Origin of the sequence: Streptomyces hoynatensis (assembly GCF_003626535.1) — a bacterium.
GTDB classification, from domain to species: Bacteria; Actinomycetota; Actinomycetes; order Streptomycetales; family Streptomycetaceae; genus Streptomyces; species Streptomyces hoynatensis.
In genome coordinates, this window is sequence record NZ_RBAL01000002.1 from 213,099 (window position 1) to 230,258 (window position 17,160).

A 17,160-nucleotide genomic window follows, 5' to 3' on the forward strand; every position below is an offset into this window, starting at 1 on the left:
CTAAGTTCCAAATGGAAACAAACTTACTATGGCTCCGAGGCGGCATGTCAACGGATTTGCCGGTTCGGTCAGCCGGTTCGGTCAGCCGGGCCGGCCCAGTCGGTTCGGGGAGTGCGGCGATGAGTCCACGGCGGGAGGCCGACGACGCCTGCGGCATCGCGCAGGCGGCGGCGGTGGTGGGTGAGTGGTGGAGCCTGCTGGTGCTGCGGGAGATCGCGCGCGGGCACGTGCGGTTCGACCGGCTCGCGCAGGAGCTGGGCGTCTCCCGGAAGATCCTCGCCGATCGGCTGCGCACCCTGACCGCGCACCGCGTGCTGGAGCGCCGCCGCTACCAGGAGCATCCGCCGCGCTACGAGTACCTGCTGACCGAGCAGGGCCGCGGGCTGCTCCCGGTCCTGGTCGCGCTCCAGGACTGGGCCGACCGCTGGCTGCTCGGCGACGGCACGCTCACCGGCCTCGCCTCCGACGACGGGGCCGAGGCCCGCCGGGTCGCGGCCCTGCGGGGCGAGCGCGTTCCCGCCGGGCTGCGCCTGCCGGGCACCGACGGCCGCCCGCACGATCCCGTCGCCACCGGCGCCCGGGCGACCGTCGTCTTCACCTATCCCGCGACCGGCGTTCCCGGGGCGGCCCCGGAGAACCCGGTGGCGCAGATTCCGGGCGGCGCCGGCTGCACCCTGGAGAACCGCCAGTTCCGCGCCGCCTGGCCGCGGTTCGTGGACGCCGGGATCGCCGTCCACGGCCTGAGCACCCAGTCGCCCCAGGAGCAGGCCGCCTTCGCGCGGGCCGAGGAGCTGCCGTTCCCGCTGCTGTCCGACGCCCAGCTCCAGTTCACGGCCGCCCTGCGGCTGCCCACCTTCCGGGCCGGGCAGAGCCTGCGCACCAAGCGGCTGATCCTGGTCATCGGGCCGCAACGCGTCGTGCGGCACGCGCTGTTCCCCCTCAACGACATTCCCGCCGCCGTGGACCAGGCCCTCGACCTGGCCCGCGCGGCCTCGGGGGAGGTCTGACCGGGGCCGGCACCGGGGCGCGTGCCGGGGCCGCCCGGTGGGGCGGCGCCGGGGGCGGCTCCGGTCAGGACAGCAGCAGCGGCATGTCCCAGTCCCCGCACGTCGTGCCGTCCGCGTAGGCCCGCAGGGCGAGCGCCGTGCCGCCCGCGCCCTGGAGGAAGCCGGGCATGTCGCTGCCCTGGGGCGTCGCCGTCAGCGTGGAGCGGAACCCGAACCGGTAGGCGGGGTCGAACTGGGCCAGGGTCCGCGCCGCCAGCTCCTCCCGCACGGCCGGAAGCCGTGGGTCCGCGACGTGTTCGCCCAGCCGCAGGAACAGGTGCAGCAGCCCGCCCCAGCCGTGGCAGAGCCCCGGGTCGTCGCAGTGCCAGGCGGCCACCGGCGTCGTCAGCAGCGGCAGCAGCGAACGGTGCGCCAGCTCGTGCCAGTCGGGGCGTCCCAGGGCCAGGGCGGCCAGCTGCACCGCGCGGGACATGCCGGGGACGCCGTAGCACCAGGAGGGCCGCAGGTGCGGGCGCATGCGGGCGGGCCCGGCGGCCCACTGGCCGAGGGTGACGGCGTGCGGCCAGCGCACCGCGCCGCTCTCGTCGTTCTCCTCCGCGTGGGCCCAGCGCCGCAGCAGCGCCATCAGGCTCTCGATCGCCTCGCGCTGCCCCTCGACGGCCACGCCCTCGCGCCAGGCCAGGGAGAGCAGCGCGAGGGGGCCGGCGACGCCGTGGGAGAGGCCGAAGTTGAGGTGGCCGTCCGGCATCTCCGCCTCCTGCCCCCTCTTGGGCGCGGCCATCGACCACCAGCGGGGCACCCGGTTCCCGCCGGGGTGGTCGACCGCGCCGCGGCTCAGCGCGACGAGACGGCCGAGGACCAGCCGCAGCTCCTCCTCGCAACTCTCCACCCGGGCCAGGAGGTAGCGCCCGAGGCCGGCCAGGCCGCGCACCGCCTCGAACGCGCCGTTGGAGGCCAGCGGCGCATCGGTGAGCGGCGGCAGCGCGACGCGCGCCACCTGCCGCTGATGCGCGTCCAGCCGCTCCAACGCGCCCCGGTAGCCGCCGGTGGCCCGGTGCGCGACGAGGAGCGCGAAGGCCGCCGCCCCCGGGCCGAGGAAGGAGCCGCCCAGCTCGTCGGGGCGCCCCCGGAGCGCGGCGAGGGCCTCGGCGAGGTAGCGGTGCGCCTCCCGCGGCCGGCCGCAGCCGCTGAAGACCACCGCCATGCCGGGGTGACCGCAGGCCAGCGACAGCGGCGTCCACAGCGGCTCCTCCGCGCCGATCGAGGAACTCGCCGCGGGGATGCGGCTGTCCGCCGCCGTCGCGGCGGGGTCGGCGCAGCGGGCGAGCACCTCCTCGGCCAGGGCGCGCGCCGCCGCGGCGTGGCGGGGCCCGGACGAAGGCCCGGGCGAAGGCGCGGACGAAGGAGACGCCGCGGGAGGCGGCGCGGCGGGAGGGGACGCCGCCGGAGGGGAAACGTCCGGACCTGGCCCGGCGGCGCCGGGGCGCGCGGGCGCGGGGCCGGGCTCCGGGCGCGCGGGCTCAGCGCCGGGCTCGGGGCGCGTGGGCTCGGGGAGCGGGGCGGGGGAGCGCGCGGCGTGCGGGGGCGCGGAGTCGGGGCGCGCGGGGCGGGACCTGGGCATCTCAGACCTCCTGTGCGCTGCGGGCGGCGGCGGCCTGCCGGCCCAGACGGTCGCGGGCGAAGCCGCCGAGAACGGCGTAGCCGCGGCCCTCGTGGGCGCGGTCGATGCCGAGCAGCCGGTTGTGCTGCATGTGCAGCAGCGCGAGGATCGACCGCGCCCCGGCCGGGTCGGGGCGGCCCCCCGGCAGCAGGAGCCCGCCGTACGCGGCGCCCGGGGCGCGGGCCCACAGCCGGGCGAGCGGGGCGCAGGAGAACCGGTCGGCGAAGACGGCGGCCGCCCGGCCCGGCACGAGGAGGTCCCGCACGAGGGCGCGGTGCCGCCGGTACGGCTCGCCTCCCTGCGGGAAGCTCCTGGTCACCCAGCCGCACCAGTCCCAGCCGCCGAGCGACTCCAGCAGCACCGCGTGGTTGAGGGCGGCAAGCACCTCCGTGGGCAGGTCGAGCGCGCCGCGGGCGCGCAGGCCGAGCTGGGTGAGGGCGGACTGGCTGTCGGCGCAGAACAGCTCCTCGGCGAGGGCGATGGCCCCGGGCCCGCCGTAGCGGTCGACCTCGGGCGCGTAGGTGTCGAGCACGAGGTGGCGCAGCACCCCGAGGTCGATCAACTGCCGTACCTGCGCCGTCAGTTGCGGCAGTACGGTGCCGCGGAGCGCCTCCGGCTCGCCGTGCAGCCGCAGCCGCAGGTGGGGGTCGGGATCGCGGTAGCGGATGAAGAACCAGCGGTCCAGCTGCGGGGCCAGGGGCCGCAGCAGCGCGGGAAGGTGGTCGCGCAGCAGCTCGTCCAGGGTGTCCTCGGCGGCGTACAGCTTCGCGAACAGCCAGTCCTCCCCCGGCAGCCGGTAGGCGCGGGCCGGGGTGACCGAGGGCCGCGCCGGTACGGGCGGGGCCGAGGGGGCGGGCGCCGCGGCGGGGACCCGCGGGGCGGGCGGGACCCGGCGGGCGCGGCGCCGCAGCGGGATCACCACCTCGGTGCTGTGGCCCCCCGCCCAGCCCAGCGCCCGCCCGTCCGCCGCCAGGTCCTCGAACAGCAGCGGCTTGCTGCGCCGCACCTCCTGGCGCAGCAGCTCGCGGTGCCAGGCATCGGCCAGGTCGAGGCCGTAGGTGCGGTCCCAGTGGACGACGAGCAGCCGGTCGGGCACCCGGTACCGGCCGCGCCAGTCCCCGAGCGCCCCCTCCCACGCGGCGGGGTCCCGGGCGGCCCGGCGCAGCGCGCCGGTCGCCACCCAGCGCATGGGCTGCACGACCACCCGGCCGAACGTGAGGCGCGGCAGGAGCGGGAGGCTCTCCAGGCCGTGCCACTCCCAGCCGGTCCAGGCCCGGGAACGCCCGAAGACGCAGTCGACGAGGAACCTGGCCACCTCGGGGGCCTCGCGGTGCAGGGCGACCATGTGCGGCACGACGGGCAGCACCCGGCGGCCGCTGTCCGGGTCGGTGAGGTGCAGCCCCGACGCGTCGGCGCCGACCAGCAGCCGGCGCCAGTCGAGGTGACCGGGGGCGGCCGGGTCCGCGTAGGTGCCCAGGGGCAGCTGGTGGGGCAGCAGCGCCGGGACCTGCGTCATGTTCATGGCCCGCGGGGTGTGCGGGCGGAAGGCGACCTGGGCGGCGAGGGTGTCCCGGTCGGCGAGGCCGCCGGCCAGCCGGGCCAGTTCGGCGCCGATGCCGAGCTGGTCGGCGAAGCGGCCCGCGGTGGCGCCGGCCACCCAGGAGCCCAGGTGCCGCGAGGCCAGCAGGCGGAAGTCGCCGCGGTCCACGGCGGCGGGGCTCTCGGCCAGCAGTTGCAGGCACAGTTCGAGCGACCGCGGCGGCTCGGCGGGCACCTCCCCGGGCGACGGGGCGAGCCGGTCGATCAGCGCGGGGGTGAGGCGCAGTTCGCGCTCCTCGCCGAGCAGCGCCTCCTGCACCAGCTCGGCCGTCAGCGCCCGGCGTTCCCTGGCCTCCTCGTCGGCGCCGAGCACCGTGGGGCGCGCGGGCCCCTCGGGGGAGCGGTCGGCGTAGCTCGCGGGGAAGCCGAGGCCGCGGTGCGGGTCGGTCAACTCGGCCAGCGGGACGGCCGCTTCCGTCCCGTACCGTTCGAGGAAACGCGTGTGGTACTCGCGCATGTGGGTGGCGACGACCCACTCCTGGGAGAGGTCCCACATCGCGCAGGCGTAGCGCCTGGCCTCCTCCGCGACCGCGGGCGCCAGCCGCACCTCGGCGTCCATCCGCAGGTCGACCTGCACCGGGGGCTGCTCCGGCCGCCCCTTCGGCTCGACCGTGCGCAGCAGCGCGCGCCAGGCCGCCAGGCCCTGTCCCGGCGGCGCGGAGGCGTAGGTCTCCATCGCCGCGCGCACCGCCCGCAGGTGCGCCGCCGCCCCCGGCAGCGGCTCGACGGCGGCCTCGACGTGGTCGAGCAGCGCGGCGTCGATGCGCGGCGCCGCGAGGGAGGTGAGCAGGAAACCGTGCCTGATCAGCTCTGCCAGCAGGGCGTCGGCGCGCTCCTCGGCCAGCGTGGGAAAGGCGGCGGCGGCCTGCTTCAGCAGCCAGGCGTACGGCACCGGGCGCTCCGCCTCGGCCGCGGCCCAGGAGGTCAGCGCGTTCCGCCGGACCGAGACCTCGCCCTTGGGACCCGGCAGGACCAGGCGCAGGCCCCGGGTACGGCACAGGTTGTTCCACACCACGCTCACCCGCCGGCGTACCTCGGGGGACTCCAGCCAGCCGCGCACCCGCTCCGCCAGCCAGGCGGCGTCCAGCCGCACGGACTTGGGGCCGGGGCCGCGGACGGCGACCGCGGTGCGCGGGGCGATCCGCGCGGTGGCGACCCCGGCGAACAGGCCGAACGGCGTCGGCCGCGCCTGTCTGCGCAGGGCGTAGCGGCTGACGGAACGGGCGATGCCGGCCAGGCGTTTGGCGCTCAGCTCCTCCCCGGCCGCCAGGCGGTCGAGGTGGGCCGAGAGGCTGCCGGAGGCCAGCTCGATCGCCTCGTGCAGCAGCGGATCGGCCAGGGCGCGCCTGATGTCGTCGATTCCGGGGCCGCCGTGGCCGTCCGCCGAGGGCGGCCGGGGCACGGCCGCCATCCTGACGTGCAGCGGACCCGCCAGGTCGTAGGTGTCGTCCCGCACGCGCTCTGGCCCTCCTCGGTTTCTGCGCCGCCGTGCACGGAGCGGGGCAGGGCACCAGGCCCTGCCCCGCGCGGTCGCCGGTCAGCAGCAACACACCGGGCAGCGCGACTGGACGCCGTAGGTGCTGGGCGAGGTCGAACCCTCGGTGACCCGGGCGTTGGCGTCGCCTGCGGGCGTGGCGCCGAAGACCGCGTCCGGGCTGATCCCGGCCACCTGGACGTCGAGGTCCAGGTCCGCTGGGTCGAGCGTGGCGCCGGTGTCGTCGAGCAGGACGGATGTGCTCATGATGCGTCTCCCTGGATGCCGGACGGATTCTTCGGGCGCGCGGGCGAGGGGGGTTGGGGTGGCGCGCCTGACGTACCGTCACGACACCGTGCCCCGGCGGCGGATGCGCACGGGCGTTCCCCCGGCCACCGCCCTGGACAGTGAACCCACCCATGCTCAGGGGGTCGGTGTGGACACGTCAAGATGGGTGCAAGCCGGGCGAGTGGGGAACGCCGGGCGCGCCGGCCGCGGAACGCCCGCCGCCGCGATGCCCGGCGGGCCGCCGGCCCGCGCACGGAGCCGTGGCCGGGGGCGCAGACAGCTGTCGGGGACCGGGGCCGTGAGTTCCGACGGCCGTCTGATGAGGCCGGGGCGCGTGGCGTGAGACCTTGCTAGGGCACTGCCCGGCGGCCGTACCCACCGAAGGACGGGCCATGCGCCACCCCCCACCCCCACCAGGAGCGCGCCGCGGGGCACCCGCCCCGCCACCCGGCGGCCGGCGGGGGAGGCGCCGCGGCCTCCGTCCGCCGCGGCGCACCGGGGCCGCGATCCGCGGCCGGCCTCCCGCCGGCCGCCCCGCGCGGCCCCGGCCACCCGCGCCGCCCGATCGCGCCCCGCGGACCTCCGCAGGACGCGAGCCCCCTCTTCACCCCCCACAGTTCGAAAAAACTCGAGAGAACCCGAGAGAACCCGAGAGAACCCGAGAGAACTCGAAAGCCTCGAGAGAAACTTGAGAGAAAGGGGCACACGACGTGTTCAGGAAGCTCAGGGCGACCACGGCCGCCCTCGCGGCGGCGTTGCTGCTCGTCGCCGGCGCGGCCACCGCCGCCTCCGCCGACGGGCCGCAGACGCGAGGGGACCGCCCCTTCGCCAGCTGCCCCAACGGCTACGTCGGCCTCACCTACGACGACGGACCCAACCCCTCCTCCACCTACGCCCTGCTCAACGCGCTCCAGGCGGGCGGCGCGCGGGCGACGTTCTTCATCTGGGGCCAGCACGCCCAGCAGTACCCCGACCTGCTGCGGGCCGAGGTCTCCGCGGGCATGTGGATCGGCAACCACACCTGGAGCCACCCGCACCTGACCCAGATCGGCGAGCCGAACGCCTACAACGAGATCGCCCAGACCCAGAACGTCATCCAGCAGATCACCGGGCAGACCCCCACGCTCTTCCGCCCGCCCTACGGCGAGACCAGCGCCCAGGTGCGCAGCGACGCGCAGCGACTCGGCCTGACCGCCGAGGTGCTGTGGAACGTCGACTCCCAGGACTGGAACGGCGCCAGCACCGCGCAGATCGTCCAGGCGGCGTCCAGGATGCAGAACGGCAGCATCATCCTCATGCACGACGGCGGCTACCAGACCACGGTCGCGGCGGTGCCGCAGATCCTCAGCGGACTCGCCTCCCGCGGCCTGTGCCCCGGCAGGATCGTCAGCGGCGCCAACATGCAGCCCGTGGTGACGGCCCCCTGACCTGCGCCCCCCAAGGCGCCCACCGGCCCCGGGGCACCACCCGGGCCGGGGCGCCGGCGGGAGGTGCCACGGGAAGAGCGGCGCGGGCCGGGGCCCCTCCCCGGCCCGCGTCCGGCCCGGAGGCCCGGGCGGGCCGCGCGGGCGGGCGAGCCGCGCTGGCGGGCCGGGCGGGCCGCGGCGGCCGGGCGGGCGGCCGGATTCAGTCGAGGTAGCCGCGGAGTTGTTCGGCGTAGGCGTGGTCGCGCAGCTTGCCCAGGGTCTTGTGCTCGATCTGCCGGATGCGCTCGCGGGTGACGCCGAAGAGGCGGCCGATCTCCTCCAGGGTCCTGGGGCGGCCGTCGACGAGGCCGTAACGCAGCTCGACCACGCGCCGTTCGCGGTCGCCGAGGGTGGAGAGCACGGCCTCCAACTGCTCGCGCAGCAGCAGGAAGGCGGCCGACTCGGCGGGGGAGGGCACGTCGGCGTCCTCGATGAGGTCGCCGAGGTTCACGTCGTCCTCCTCGCCGATCGGGGCCTGCAGGGAGACCGGGTCCTGGGCCAGGCGCAGGATCTCGCTCACCCGGGCCGGGGTGAGGTCGAGGAGGGTGGCGACCTCCTCGGACGAGGGCTCGTAGCCGCGCTCCTGGAGCACGCGGCGCTGCACCCGGATGACGCGGTTGATCAGCTCGACGACGTGCACCGGCACCCGGATGGTGCGGGCCTGGTCGGCGATGGCGCGGGACATCGCCTGTCTGATCCACCAGGTCGCGTACGTCGAGAACTTGAAGCCGCGCGTGTAGTCGAACTTCTCGACCGCCCTGATGAGGCCGAGGTTGCCCTCCTGCACCAGGTCGAGCATGGTCAGGCCGCGCCCGATGTACCGCTTGGCGACGGAGACGACCAGCCGCAGGTTGGCCTCGATCAGCTGCCGCTTGGCCAGCCGCCCGAGCACCACGAGGCGGTCCAGGTCCAAGGCCAGGTGCTCGTCGAGGCCGGGGTCGGTGAGCAGGCGCTCCTCCGCGAAGAGCCCCGCCTCGATCCGGCGGGCGAGTTCCACCTCGTCGGCGGCCGTCAGCAGCTGGATGCGGCCGATCTCCCGCAGGTACTGCCGGAAGAGGTCACCGGAGCCGCCACCGCCGTCCTGCCTCGGGATCGCCTCGGGCTCGGGGCCGGGAAGCTCGGGCTCGGGCGGCGCCTGGGTGGTGAGCGTCTGGGTCTGCACGGGGGCGACCTCCGTTGATCGCGGCGGCGGTGAGCGGTCGGCGTGGGGGTGGGCGGCGGGGAGGCGGGGCGGCGCCGGGAGGTCCGGCGCCTGGGGCCCGCCCGTCCCGGTGGCGCGGGGGAGCGAGCGGGCCGTGCGGTGCGCGTGCGGTGTGCGTGCGGTGCGCCTGCGGTCGGGGCGGTGCGGGCCGGCCGGGAGCCGCAGAACAGCCGCGGGAGAGCTGCCGAAGGGGCGTCGTGGGGGCGTCGAGGGGGGCGTCGAGGCTGTCGAAGGTTTGCGAAGCGCTGTCGAAGGAGTGTCGAAATGCGGTTGCGGGCCTGTCGAACGGCGGGTGGCGCGTCGCCGATTTCCGTGGAAAACCGGTCAAGTCGGGCGGATAAGGGGCGGGTTGAGGCGAACGGCGGGTGGGAGGGGAGGAGCGGCTCGCTCCCAGTGTGCGCCAGGGCACACTCCCGCCACGAGGGGCGTGCGAGGACTTTCGCTCTGAGTAGTTACCCCGCGGGAACGATCCGCTATCGTGCCGTGTGCACCGTTGACGGAGCGTCAGAGGGCGGCGACTCCGCGCTCCCTGAGGGCGGTGCGGTACTGCTCCAGCGTCCACAGCTCCTGGCGGACCGCGGCGGCCTCCGCGTTGCCCGCCTGGGCCTCGGCCCGCCTGGCGGCGGATTCGAGATCGCCGATCCGCCGGTCCACGGCCGCGAGCCTGACCTGCACCAGCCGCTTGCCGGCGTACACGTCGGTCTCGGCGCGGCGGCGGCGCGGCATGTTCAGCGGCTCGACGGCCAGCTCCGTGATCAGGGTGCGGACGGTGTCGTCGGGGGCGGCCTCGCGCACCCGGTCGAGGAACTCCTCGTCCGCCGAGGAGACGCCGCCCGCCTCCCTGACGGCCTGGCGCACCACCGCGTAGGGCGGGGCGGTGAACTCGTCCTCGCCGTAGGCGTCGAAGGCGGGCGCGACCAGCTGCGGGAACTGGAGGGCGAGCTTCAGCAGCTCGCGCTCCTCCAGGTAGGCGGGGCTGCGCAGGTTCAGCGGGGGGCCGCCGCGGCGTGGCGGCGGGGCCTGGGGCGCGGCAGGCGCGACCTGGCCGCCCGCCGCGCGCTCCCGGCGCTCGGCGGGGGCGGGGGCGCCCGGCGCGGCACCCCCGCTCCGGCGCTCGCGGCCCCAGCGCGCGATCTGCCCGATGCGCCGCACCACGAACCGCTCGTCCTGGATGCCGAGCAGGCCGGCCAGCCGCACCGCGTACTCGTGCCGGATGGCCCCGTCCTTGATCTGCGCCACGATGGGCGCCGCGAACTCCAGCGCGGAGGAACGCCCCTCCGCCGTGTCCAGGTTGTGCCGGCTGACGACGGACCTGATCGCGAACTCGAAGAGCGGCGTGCGGGACTCGATCAGCTTCCGCACCGCCTCGTCGCCCTGGTCGAGCCGCAGCTCGCAGGGGTCCATGCCGCCGGGCGAGATCGCGATGAAGGTGCGGGCGGCGAACTTCTGGTCGTCCTCGAAGGCCCGCAGCGCCGCCTTCTGCCCGGCCGCGTCCCCGTCGAAGGTGAACACCACCTCGCCCGCGCTGTGCGAGGTGGAGCTGTCCATCAGCAGGCGCCGCAGGATCTTGACGTGCTCCTCGCCGAACGCCGTGCCGCAGGTCGCGATCGCGGTGGTGACCCCGGCCAGGTGGCAGGCCATGACGTCGGTGTACCCCTCCACGACCACCGCCTGGTTGGCGTTGGCGATGTCCCGCTTGGCCAGGTCGATCCCGTACAGCACCTGGGACTTGCGGTAGATCGGGGTCTCCGGCGTGTTCAGGTACTTCGGGCCGGTGTCGTCCTCGCGGAGCCGGCGGGCGCCGAAGCCGACGACCTCGCCCGTGATGTCCCTGATCGGCCAGATCAGCCGCCCGCGGAAGCGGTCGATGGGGCCGCGCCGCCCGTCCTGCGCGATGCCGGACTGGAGCAACTCGCGGTCGGTGAAGCCGCGGCCGCGCAGGAAGCGCACCAGGTGGTCCCAGCCGGCCGGGGCGTAGCCGACGCCGAAGCGCTCGGCGGCGGCCGCGTCGAAGCCCCGCTCCGCGAGGAAGCGGCGCCCCGTGGCGGCCTCCTCCGTGTGCAACTGCTCGGCGTAGAACCCGGCCGCCGCCTTGTGGGCCTCCAGCAGGCGGGTCCGCTCGCCCTGCTGCCGCCCGGGGCTGTACCCGCCGCGCTCGTACCGCAGCGTGATGCCGGCCTGGGCGGCCAGCCGCTCGACGGCCTCGGAGAAGGAGAGGTGCTCGATCTTCATCACGAAGCTGAGGGTGTCCCCGCCCTCCTGGCAGCCGAAGCAGTGGTAGAGGCCCTTGCTCGGACTCACCTGGAACGAGGGGGACTTCTCGTCGTGGAAGGGGCACAGGCCCTTCAGATTCCCCCCGCCGGCGGGGCGCAGCTGCAGGTACTCGGACACGACGGAGTCGATCGGGACCGCGTCCCTGACCGCCCGCACGTCCTCGTCGTTGATCCTGCCCGCCACACCGGAAGTCTACGACCGGCCGCCGACAGCGCTCCGGCCTGCCGGGCGGCGGACGGCGGCCCGGGGCCGTAGCGTAAGGGGGACCGGCGGCGCCCCGGTGCCGTCGCACCCCGCGGCGCGCCCCCGCGTGGGGCGGGCCGCTGCGCCCGCATGAAGAACCGGAGGAGTTCCCCGTGCCCAAGCCGCCGCTGCCGCCCGAGGCCGTCGACCTGCTGCGCCGCCCCAACCCCTGCGTGATCGCCACGCTCCGCTCCGACGGAACGCCCGTCTCCACCGCCACCTGGTACCTGTGGGAGGAGGGCCGGGTGCTGGTCAACATGGACGAGGGGCGCCGCCGCCTGGACCACCTGCGCAACGACCCGCGGGTGACGCTCACCGTTCTCGACGGCCAGGACTGGTACACGCACGTCAGCCTCATCGGGCGGGTCGCGGAGATCCGCAGCGACGAGGACCTCGCCGACATCGACCGGCTCTCCCGGCACTACACGGGCAAGCCCTATCCCGAGCGGCGGCGCGGGCGGGTCAGCGCGTGGCTGGAGATCGAGCGCTGGCACGCCTGGGGCGCGCTGCGCGACTCGGGGCAGGCCGCGAGCTGAGCCCGAAGGCCCCCGGCGGGCCGGGCCCCGCCCTCCCCGCGGGCCGGCCGCGCCCGGGCCTTTCCGCCCGGACCTGCCCCCGGGCCGGCCCCGGTTCAGCCCTGGATCTCGCGGGAGAAGACGAGGTGCGGGCCGACGCCCTCGATGACGAACTCCTCGCCGACCACGGAGAAGCCCTGGCTCTTGTAGAAGCCGGTGGCCTCGGTGCGGCCGTTGCACCACAGCAGCCGCGCGCCGCGGGCGGCGGACTCCCGGGTGGCGGCGGCGAGCACCGCGGCGCCGTAGCCCCGGCCGCGGACCTCGGGGGCGCTGGCCATCCCGCGGAAGCGGAAGGCGGCGGCGGACAGCGGGTGCGGGGCGGGGAAGGGGTCGGGGAAGACGGTGATGCAGCCGAGCACCGCAGGCTCCTCGCCCTCGTACGCGGCCAGGTGGAAGGTGTGCGGGCCGCCGTCCTCGGCGAACTCGGCGGACTCGCGCGGCAGTCCCGGGCGCAGCACCGCCCAGCGCAGCTCGTATATCTCGGACAGGGGGACGACGGCGGTTCTGATCGGCATGCCGCCAGCCTAAGCGCCCCCGCGCCGGGCCCCGGCGCGGCCCGGGGCCCGGCGCGGCCCGGAGTCCGGGGCGGCCCGGAGTCCGGGGCGGCCCGGCGCCCCGCCCAGCCGCGGCCTTCGGGGGCCCGGCCGCTCACTCGACGCGCAGCACCTGCGAGACCGGGCGGCGGGGGGTGGCGGGGACGGGCGGGCCGTAGCCGACGCGGAGGACGACGTGCACCTGGCCCATCGAGGAGAGCGGGTCGCGGACCGTCCAGCGCAGATCCGACCAGTCCAGGGCCTCGGAGCTGAGGGCGGTGGACAGGTGGTGCCCCGTGGCCACCAGCAGGACCCGCTCCATCGCCTGGCCCGCCCGCAGCCAGTCCGCCGGCCGGTCCTCCCGGGTGCCGAGCAGCGCGAGCTGCGGCAGCTCCTCGAACTCCCCGCCGCCGTGCGGCCTGGCAGGCACCGGCCGGCCGGCGAAGTCGCGGGCGGAGGCGCCGCCCGGTGCGTCCTCGCTCCAGCGGTGCAGCTCCGCCGTCCGGCCCGGGTCCGCCAGGTCGCGGCCCTCGGCGTCGCGGATCAGGTCGAGCACCGTCTGCACGTGCCAGCCCGAGGGGAAGTGCAGCTGGGCGCCCTCCGCTTCCGCGGCCTCCCGCAGCGTGGCGCGCACCGGGTCGGGCACCCGCTCGTCGTCGAACGGGAGGCGGCTGGTGCGGCGCCGGTGGATCGCCGGGTGGAGCCCGGCCAGGCCCGCGCCGGGGTCGGCGGGGCCCGCCGGGCGCTCCAGCCGGACGGTGGCCAGCAGCCGCGGGTCGTAGCGGTCGGGCAGCAGCACGGTCACCGGGCGCCAGGAGGCGTGGGTGGCGGCCACCCGCAGGTTGAAGAGGGCCGCCCCGCAGCCCAGGTGCAGCGCCCTGCCGTCCGGGTCCGAGTGCGGCAGGGCGTGGTCCAGGGCGGCCCTCAGCTCGAAGGTGGCGGTGTCCTTGAGGTAACGGAACCGCCAGGGCTGGGCGTTGTGCAGCGAGGGGGCGGCGGTGGCGGCCTCCACCAGGGCTTCCACGGTCCGCGTCCCCGGGGTCTCGACGCGCACTGGCTCCTCCGCCCCACTCGCCGGGGCGCCCCGTTCCGGGGCGGCCTGGGGTGAAATGAACTCTTCGCTCGTTTCAGCATAATCCCGGCGAATCGGGGCGGCATCCGGGCCCGGGGCGGCCCGGCGAGGGGGCGGGCCGGCTCAGTCGCCGGCGAGGGAGGCCAGCGGCACCTCGGGGTCGGCCAGGGCCTTCTCGTCCACCGGCCGCCCGGAGCGGATCAGCGCCTGAATCGGGCCGGTGACGTCCCACACGTTCATGTTCAGGCCCGCCAGCACCCGGCCCCCGGCCAGCCAGAACGCGATGAACTCCCGCTTGGCGACGTCCTGCGGGCTGCCGCGCCACACCACCCGGTCGTAGGTGCCGGGCGGCGCCCAGCCCGAGTACTCAAGGCCGGCGTCGTACTGGTCGGAGAAGAAGTACGGCACGCGGTCGTAGGTCACCTTCTGCCCGAGCATGGCGCGCGCCGCCGCGGGCCCCGAGTTGAGGGCGTTGGCCCAGTGCTCGACGCGGCGGTGGCCCGGAGCCCCCGGCAGCGCCACCGCGGCGGCGTCGCCCGCGGCGAAGATCCGCGGGTCGCTGGTGCGCAGCGAGGCGTCCACGGCGATGCCGTCCCCCTCCCCGGCCAGTTCGAGCCCGGCCGCGGCGGCCAGCGAGGTGCGCGGCTTGGCGCCGATCGCGGCGAGGACCGCCCTGGCCGGCAGCCGCCGCCCGTCCTCGGTGAGCACCTCGGCCACCATGCCGTCGCGCCCGTGGATCGCCCGCAGCCTGGTGCCGAAGTGGAAGGTGACGCCGTGCTCGCGGTGCAGGGCCGTGAACACCTCGCCGGCCTCGGGCCCCAGGACGTGGTGCAGCGGCCCGGGCGCGGGCTCCACCACCGTGACGGGAACGCCCAGGGTCCTGGCCGCGGCGGCGACCTCGAGCCCGATCCAGCCCGCGCCCGCGATCACCAGCGGGTCGCCGTCCCGGTCGGGCCCCACGCCGCCGGTGAGCACCCCGCGCAGGTGGTCGGCGTGGGCGAGGCGGCGCAGGTGGTGCACGCCGGCGAGGTCGGTGCCCGGGATGCCGAGCCGCCGCGGTTCCGCGCCCGTGGCCAGCAGCAGCGCGTCGTACGGCAGCCGGGCGCCGTCGCCGAGCCTGACCTCGCGCGCCGCGCGGTCGATGGAGACGGCGGGCTGCCCCAGGTGCAGTTCGATGCGGTGGTGCGCGTACCAGGCGGGCTCGTGCACGTACACGCTGCCGCGCTCGGCCCGGCCCAGGAGGTAGTCCTTGGAGAGCGGGGGGCGTTCGTAGGGGTGCTCGTGCTCGTCGCCGACCAGTATGACCCGGCCGGTGAAATTCTCCTCCCGGAGCGTCTGGGCCGCCTTGGCCCCGGCGAGACCGCCGCCGATGATCAGAAAAGTTCGGTTTGCCCCGTCCACGCATTGCCTCCCGACCGCCATTGGCAATCCACCTGACCGTACGCTCAAGGAGCCTGCCCCACCTGGGGCGTTACGGGAAGAGGGCGGCCGTGCCCGGTCAGCCGCGCGTGGCCGGGCGGGTACGGCCCCCGCGGCCGTCGCGCGCCGGCTCGCCCACCCCCTCGCGCCCGGCGCGCATCCGCGCGTGCCGCCAGCGGGCGGAGGCGTCGGTGAGCGCGGCGAGCTGGTCCACGATCACCCGCAGCCGCTCCCCGTCCGAGCCCGCCGCGAGGAACAGCTCCCGGTACTGCGCGTCCAGGCCCTCGGGGGCGCGGGCGAGCAGGGCCTCGCCGAGCTCGCCGAGCAGCTCCCGCTGCCGGCCGCGCAGCCGCTCCTGGTCGGGCCGCTGCATCACGTGCACGTCGGCGACGGCCTTCAGCACGTCGCATTCGAGCCGGGTGGCGAGCGGCACCACCAGCTCGGCGGCGTAGCGGCGCAGCGGCCCCGGCCCGTACTCCGCCCTGGTGGCGCGTTCCGCGGAGAGGCAGAAGCGGCCGATCAGCTGGCTGGTGGCGTCCTTCAGCCTGGCCTGGGCCCGGGCGGTGCCGTCGTAGCCGTGCGGCCACCACTCCTGGTCGAGGAGCCGGTCGAGCGCGGCGGCCAGCGCGTCCTGGTCGGTGCCGGGCGGCGCGTAGCGGCCCGCGGCGGCGAAGATCTCCCGCCGCTCCGGCTCCGAGAGCAGCACCCGCGGGTCGAGGTGCCCGGCGTGCACCCCGTCCTCCACGTCGTGCACCGAGTAGGCCACGTCGTCGGACCAGTCCATGACCTGGGCCTCGAAGCACCTGCGGCCGGGGGGCGCGTCCTGCCGCAGCCAGCGGAAGACGGGCAGGTCGTCCTCGTACACCCCGAACTTCGGCGAGGCGGGCCCGGCCGGGTGGCCGCCGCGGTGCCAGGGGTACTTGGTGGCGGCGTCCAGGGTGGCCCGGGTGAGGTTCAGGCCGAAGGGGCGCCCGTCCCTGGCGCCGAAGCGCTTGGGTTCCAGGCGGGTGAGCAGGCGCAGCGACTGGGCGTTGGCCTCGAAGCCGCCGCAGGGCGCGGCGATCCTGTCGAGCACCCGCTCGCCGTTGTGCCCGAACGGCGGGTGGCCGAGGTCGTGGGCGAGGCAGGCGGCCTCCACGACGTCGGGGTCGCAGCCGAAGGCCGCCCCCAGGTCGCGGCCGATCTGGGCGCATTCGAGCGAGTGGGTGAGCCGGGTGCGCGGCGCGGCGTCCCACAGGTGGGCGGCCGCGGCCCGCTCCTGCGCGTCGCGCCCGTCGCCGCCCCGGCCGCCGTCCGGGCTGTCGGGCGTCACGACCTGCGTCTTGCCGGCCAGCCTGCGCAGGGCCGCGGAGTGCTGCACCCGGGCGCGGTCCCGCTGGAAGGCGGTGCGGCCCGGCCGCTTGTCCGGCTCCGGGTCGAAGCGGGCCGCATCGGCCTCCTCGTACCCGGCGGCGCCCACGTCGGCGGGATGCATACCTCCGACGGTAGCTCAGCCCGCGATCGCGCCCAGCCGGGCGGCGCCCGGCCAAGGGTCCCGGCCGGCCGCGCGCCCCGCGTGGCCGCCCGCGGCCCTGGCCTGGTCGTAGCGGTGCAGCAGCAGCCTGGCCAGGGCGGGGTGGCCGGCGAGCGGGGCCGCCCGCACGCCGGGGGCCGCCTCGGCGCAGCGGGTGGCGAAAAGACCGGGGGCGACGAAGCAGGAGGCGAGCGCGATGCCGGCGGGCCGGTGCCCCCGCTCCCGCAGCTGCGCCACCGCCTCGGCCACGGTCGGGCGGGCCGCCGAGGCGTAGGCGGGCAGCACCGGAACGCCGCCGAGCCGGGCCGACAGCAGGTGCGCGGTGTGCTCGGTGCCCGCGGCCGACTCCGGGTCGCGGGAGCCGGCCGCGGCGAGCACCACGGGGCTGCCGGGCCGGTAGCCCGCCTCGGTGAGCCGGCCGTGCAGGGCCGCGGCCAGCAGCGGGTGCGGGCCGAGGCAGCCGGCGATCGAGGCGCGCAGGTGCGGGGCCCCGGCCAGGGCGGCGGGGATGTCCTGCTTGACGTGGTAGCCACGGCCGAAGAGCAGCGGCACCAGCACCACCTCGCCGCGCAGCCTGGCCAGGGTGTCGGCCAGCAGCGGCCGGTCCGTCTCCAGGTGGCCGAGCTCCACCCGCAGCCCGGGGCGCAGGGCGGCGAGCAGGCGCGTCAGGGAGCGGACGGCGAGCTGCGCGCGCGGGTCCGGCGAGCCGTGCGCGACGGCGACCAGGGCGGGGGCGGCGGGCGAACGGGTGGTGCTCATGCGACCAAGCGTGCGGGAAGGCGGTTGCGTCCGTGTTGCGCGGGTGTCACCACTGGCCGCTCCCTTCCTCACCACGG

13 protein-coding genes are annotated in these 17,160 nt (G+C 76.5%); 3 read left to right on the plus strand and 10 right to left on the minus strand.

The features are described 5' to 3' along the window. Positions 1–119 precede the first annotated feature (119 nt). Complete coding sequence (locus D7294_RS04390; RefSeq protein ID WP_120675687.1) at positions 120–1,007, plus strand: winged helix-turn-helix transcriptional regulator; 888 nt, start codon at positions 120–122, stop codon at positions 1,005–1,007. A 64-nt stretch (positions 1,008–1,071) separates the two neighbouring features. Here the strand turns inward: D7294_RS04390 and D7294_RS04395 are convergent, their stop codons facing one another. The 3 genes from D7294_RS04395 to D7294_RS04405 form a co-directional block, all read right to left on the minus strand. Beyond that, the gene (locus D7294_RS04395; protein WP_241562096.1) at positions 1,072–2,337 is read right to left on the minus strand and encodes a lanthionine synthetase C family protein; all 1,266 of its coding nucleotides are present in this window, start codon (positions 2,335–2,337) and stop codon (positions 1,072–1,074) included. Between the two features lie 292 nt (positions 2,338–2,629). After that, positions 2,630–5,722 carry a lantibiotic dehydratase gene (locus tag D7294_RS04400; RefSeq protein ID WP_120675689.1) on the minus strand — a complete coding sequence of 1,031 codons (3,093 nt, stop codon included), beginning with the start codon at positions 5,720–5,722 and terminating at the stop codon, positions 2,630–2,632. Between the two features lie 81 nt (positions 5,723–5,803). Continuing rightward, positions 5,804–6,007 (minus strand): hypothetical protein, encoded by a 204-nt coding sequence (locus D7294_RS04405; protein ID WP_120675691.1) that lies wholly within the window; start codon positions 6,005–6,007, stop codon positions 5,804–5,806. A 731-nt stretch (positions 6,008–6,738) separates the two neighbouring features. Between D7294_RS04405 and D7294_RS04410 the strand changes: the two genes are divergently transcribed. Then, the gene (locus D7294_RS04410) at positions 6,739–7,455 is read left to right on the plus strand and encodes a polysaccharide deacetylase family protein (RefSeq protein ID WP_206619460.1); all 717 of its coding nucleotides are present in this window, start codon (positions 6,739–6,741) and stop codon (positions 7,453–7,455) included. A gap of 199 nt (positions 7,456–7,654) precedes the next feature. Here the strand turns inward: D7294_RS04410 and D7294_RS04420 are convergent, their stop codons facing one another. Both D7294_RS04420 and dnaG read right to left on the minus strand, forming a co-directional pair. Next, the gene (locus D7294_RS04420) at positions 7,655–8,860 is read right to left on the minus strand and encodes a sigma-70 family RNA polymerase sigma factor (RefSeq protein WP_422070658.1); all 1,206 of its coding nucleotides are present in this window, start codon (positions 8,858–8,860) and stop codon (positions 7,655–7,657) included. 339 nt (positions 8,861–9,199) lie between these two features. Then, a complete protein-coding gene (gene dnaG / locus D7294_RS04425) occupies positions 9,200–11,152 on the minus strand; it encodes a DNA primase (protein ID WP_120675693.1) in 1,953 nt (650 codons plus the stop codon). Between the two features lie 173 nt (positions 11,153–11,325). On the opposite strand from dnaG, the gene D7294_RS04430 reads away from it, so the two are divergent. Continuing rightward, positions 11,326–11,748 (plus strand): PPOX class F420-dependent oxidoreductase, encoded by a 423-nt coding sequence (locus tag D7294_RS04430; RefSeq protein WP_120675695.1) that lies wholly within the window; start codon positions 11,326–11,328, stop codon positions 11,746–11,748. 95 nt (positions 11,749–11,843) lie between these two features. On the opposite strand, the gene D7294_RS04435 is transcribed toward D7294_RS04430, so the two are convergent. From D7294_RS04435 to D7294_RS04455, 5 genes are all read right to left on the minus strand, one after another. Next, a complete protein-coding gene (locus D7294_RS04435; protein WP_120675697.1) occupies positions 11,844–12,302 on the minus strand; it encodes a GNAT family N-acetyltransferase in 459 nt (152 codons plus the stop codon). 133 nt (positions 12,303–12,435) lie between these two features. Beyond that, a complete protein-coding gene (locus D7294_RS04440) occupies positions 12,436–13,374 on the minus strand; it encodes an Acg family FMN-binding oxidoreductase (protein ID WP_241562098.1) in 939 nt (312 codons plus the stop codon). A 141-nt stretch (positions 13,375–13,515) separates the two neighbouring features. Further along, on the minus strand, positions 13,516–14,793 hold the full coding sequence (locus tag D7294_RS04445; RefSeq protein ID WP_241562099.1) for an NAD(P)/FAD-dependent oxidoreductase: 1,278 nt from the start codon (positions 14,791–14,793) through the stop codon (positions 13,516–13,518). A 97-nt stretch (positions 14,794–14,890) separates the two neighbouring features. Continuing rightward, positions 14,891–16,285, minus strand: a complete 1,395-nt coding sequence (locus D7294_RS04450) for a deoxyguanosinetriphosphate triphosphohydrolase (RefSeq protein ID WP_120675701.1) — start codon at positions 16,283–16,285, stop codon at positions 14,891–14,893. 15 nt (positions 16,286–16,300) lie between these two features. After that, positions 16,301–17,083, minus strand: a complete 783-nt coding sequence (locus tag D7294_RS04455) for a sirohydrochlorin chelatase (protein WP_120675703.1) — start codon at positions 17,081–17,083, stop codon at positions 16,301–16,303. Positions 17,084–17,160 lie beyond the last annotated feature (77 nt).

What these genes read in the sequence shown, in the direction of transcription:
- D7294_RS04435 (WP_120675697.1), bottom strand. Translation starts at nt 12,302, where the DNA reads ATGCCGATCAGAACCGCCGTCGTCCCCCTGTCCGAGATATACGAGCTG.
- D7294_RS04450 (WP_120675701.1), bottom strand. Translation starts at nt 16,285, where the DNA reads ATGCATCCCGCCGACGTGGGCGCCGCCGGGTACGAGGAGGCCGATGCG.
- D7294_RS04405 (WP_120675691.1), bottom strand. Translation starts at nt 6,007, where the DNA reads ATGAGCACATCCGTCCTGCTCGACGACACCGGCGCCACGCTCGACCCA.
- D7294_RS04390 (WP_120675687.1), top strand. Translation starts at nt 120, where the DNA reads ATGAGTCCACGGCGGGAGGCCGACGACGCCTGCGGCATCGCGCAGGCG.
- D7294_RS04455 (WP_120675703.1), bottom strand. Translation starts at nt 17,083, where the DNA reads ATGAGCACCACCCGTTCGCCCGCCGCCCCCGCCCTGGTCGCCGTCGCG.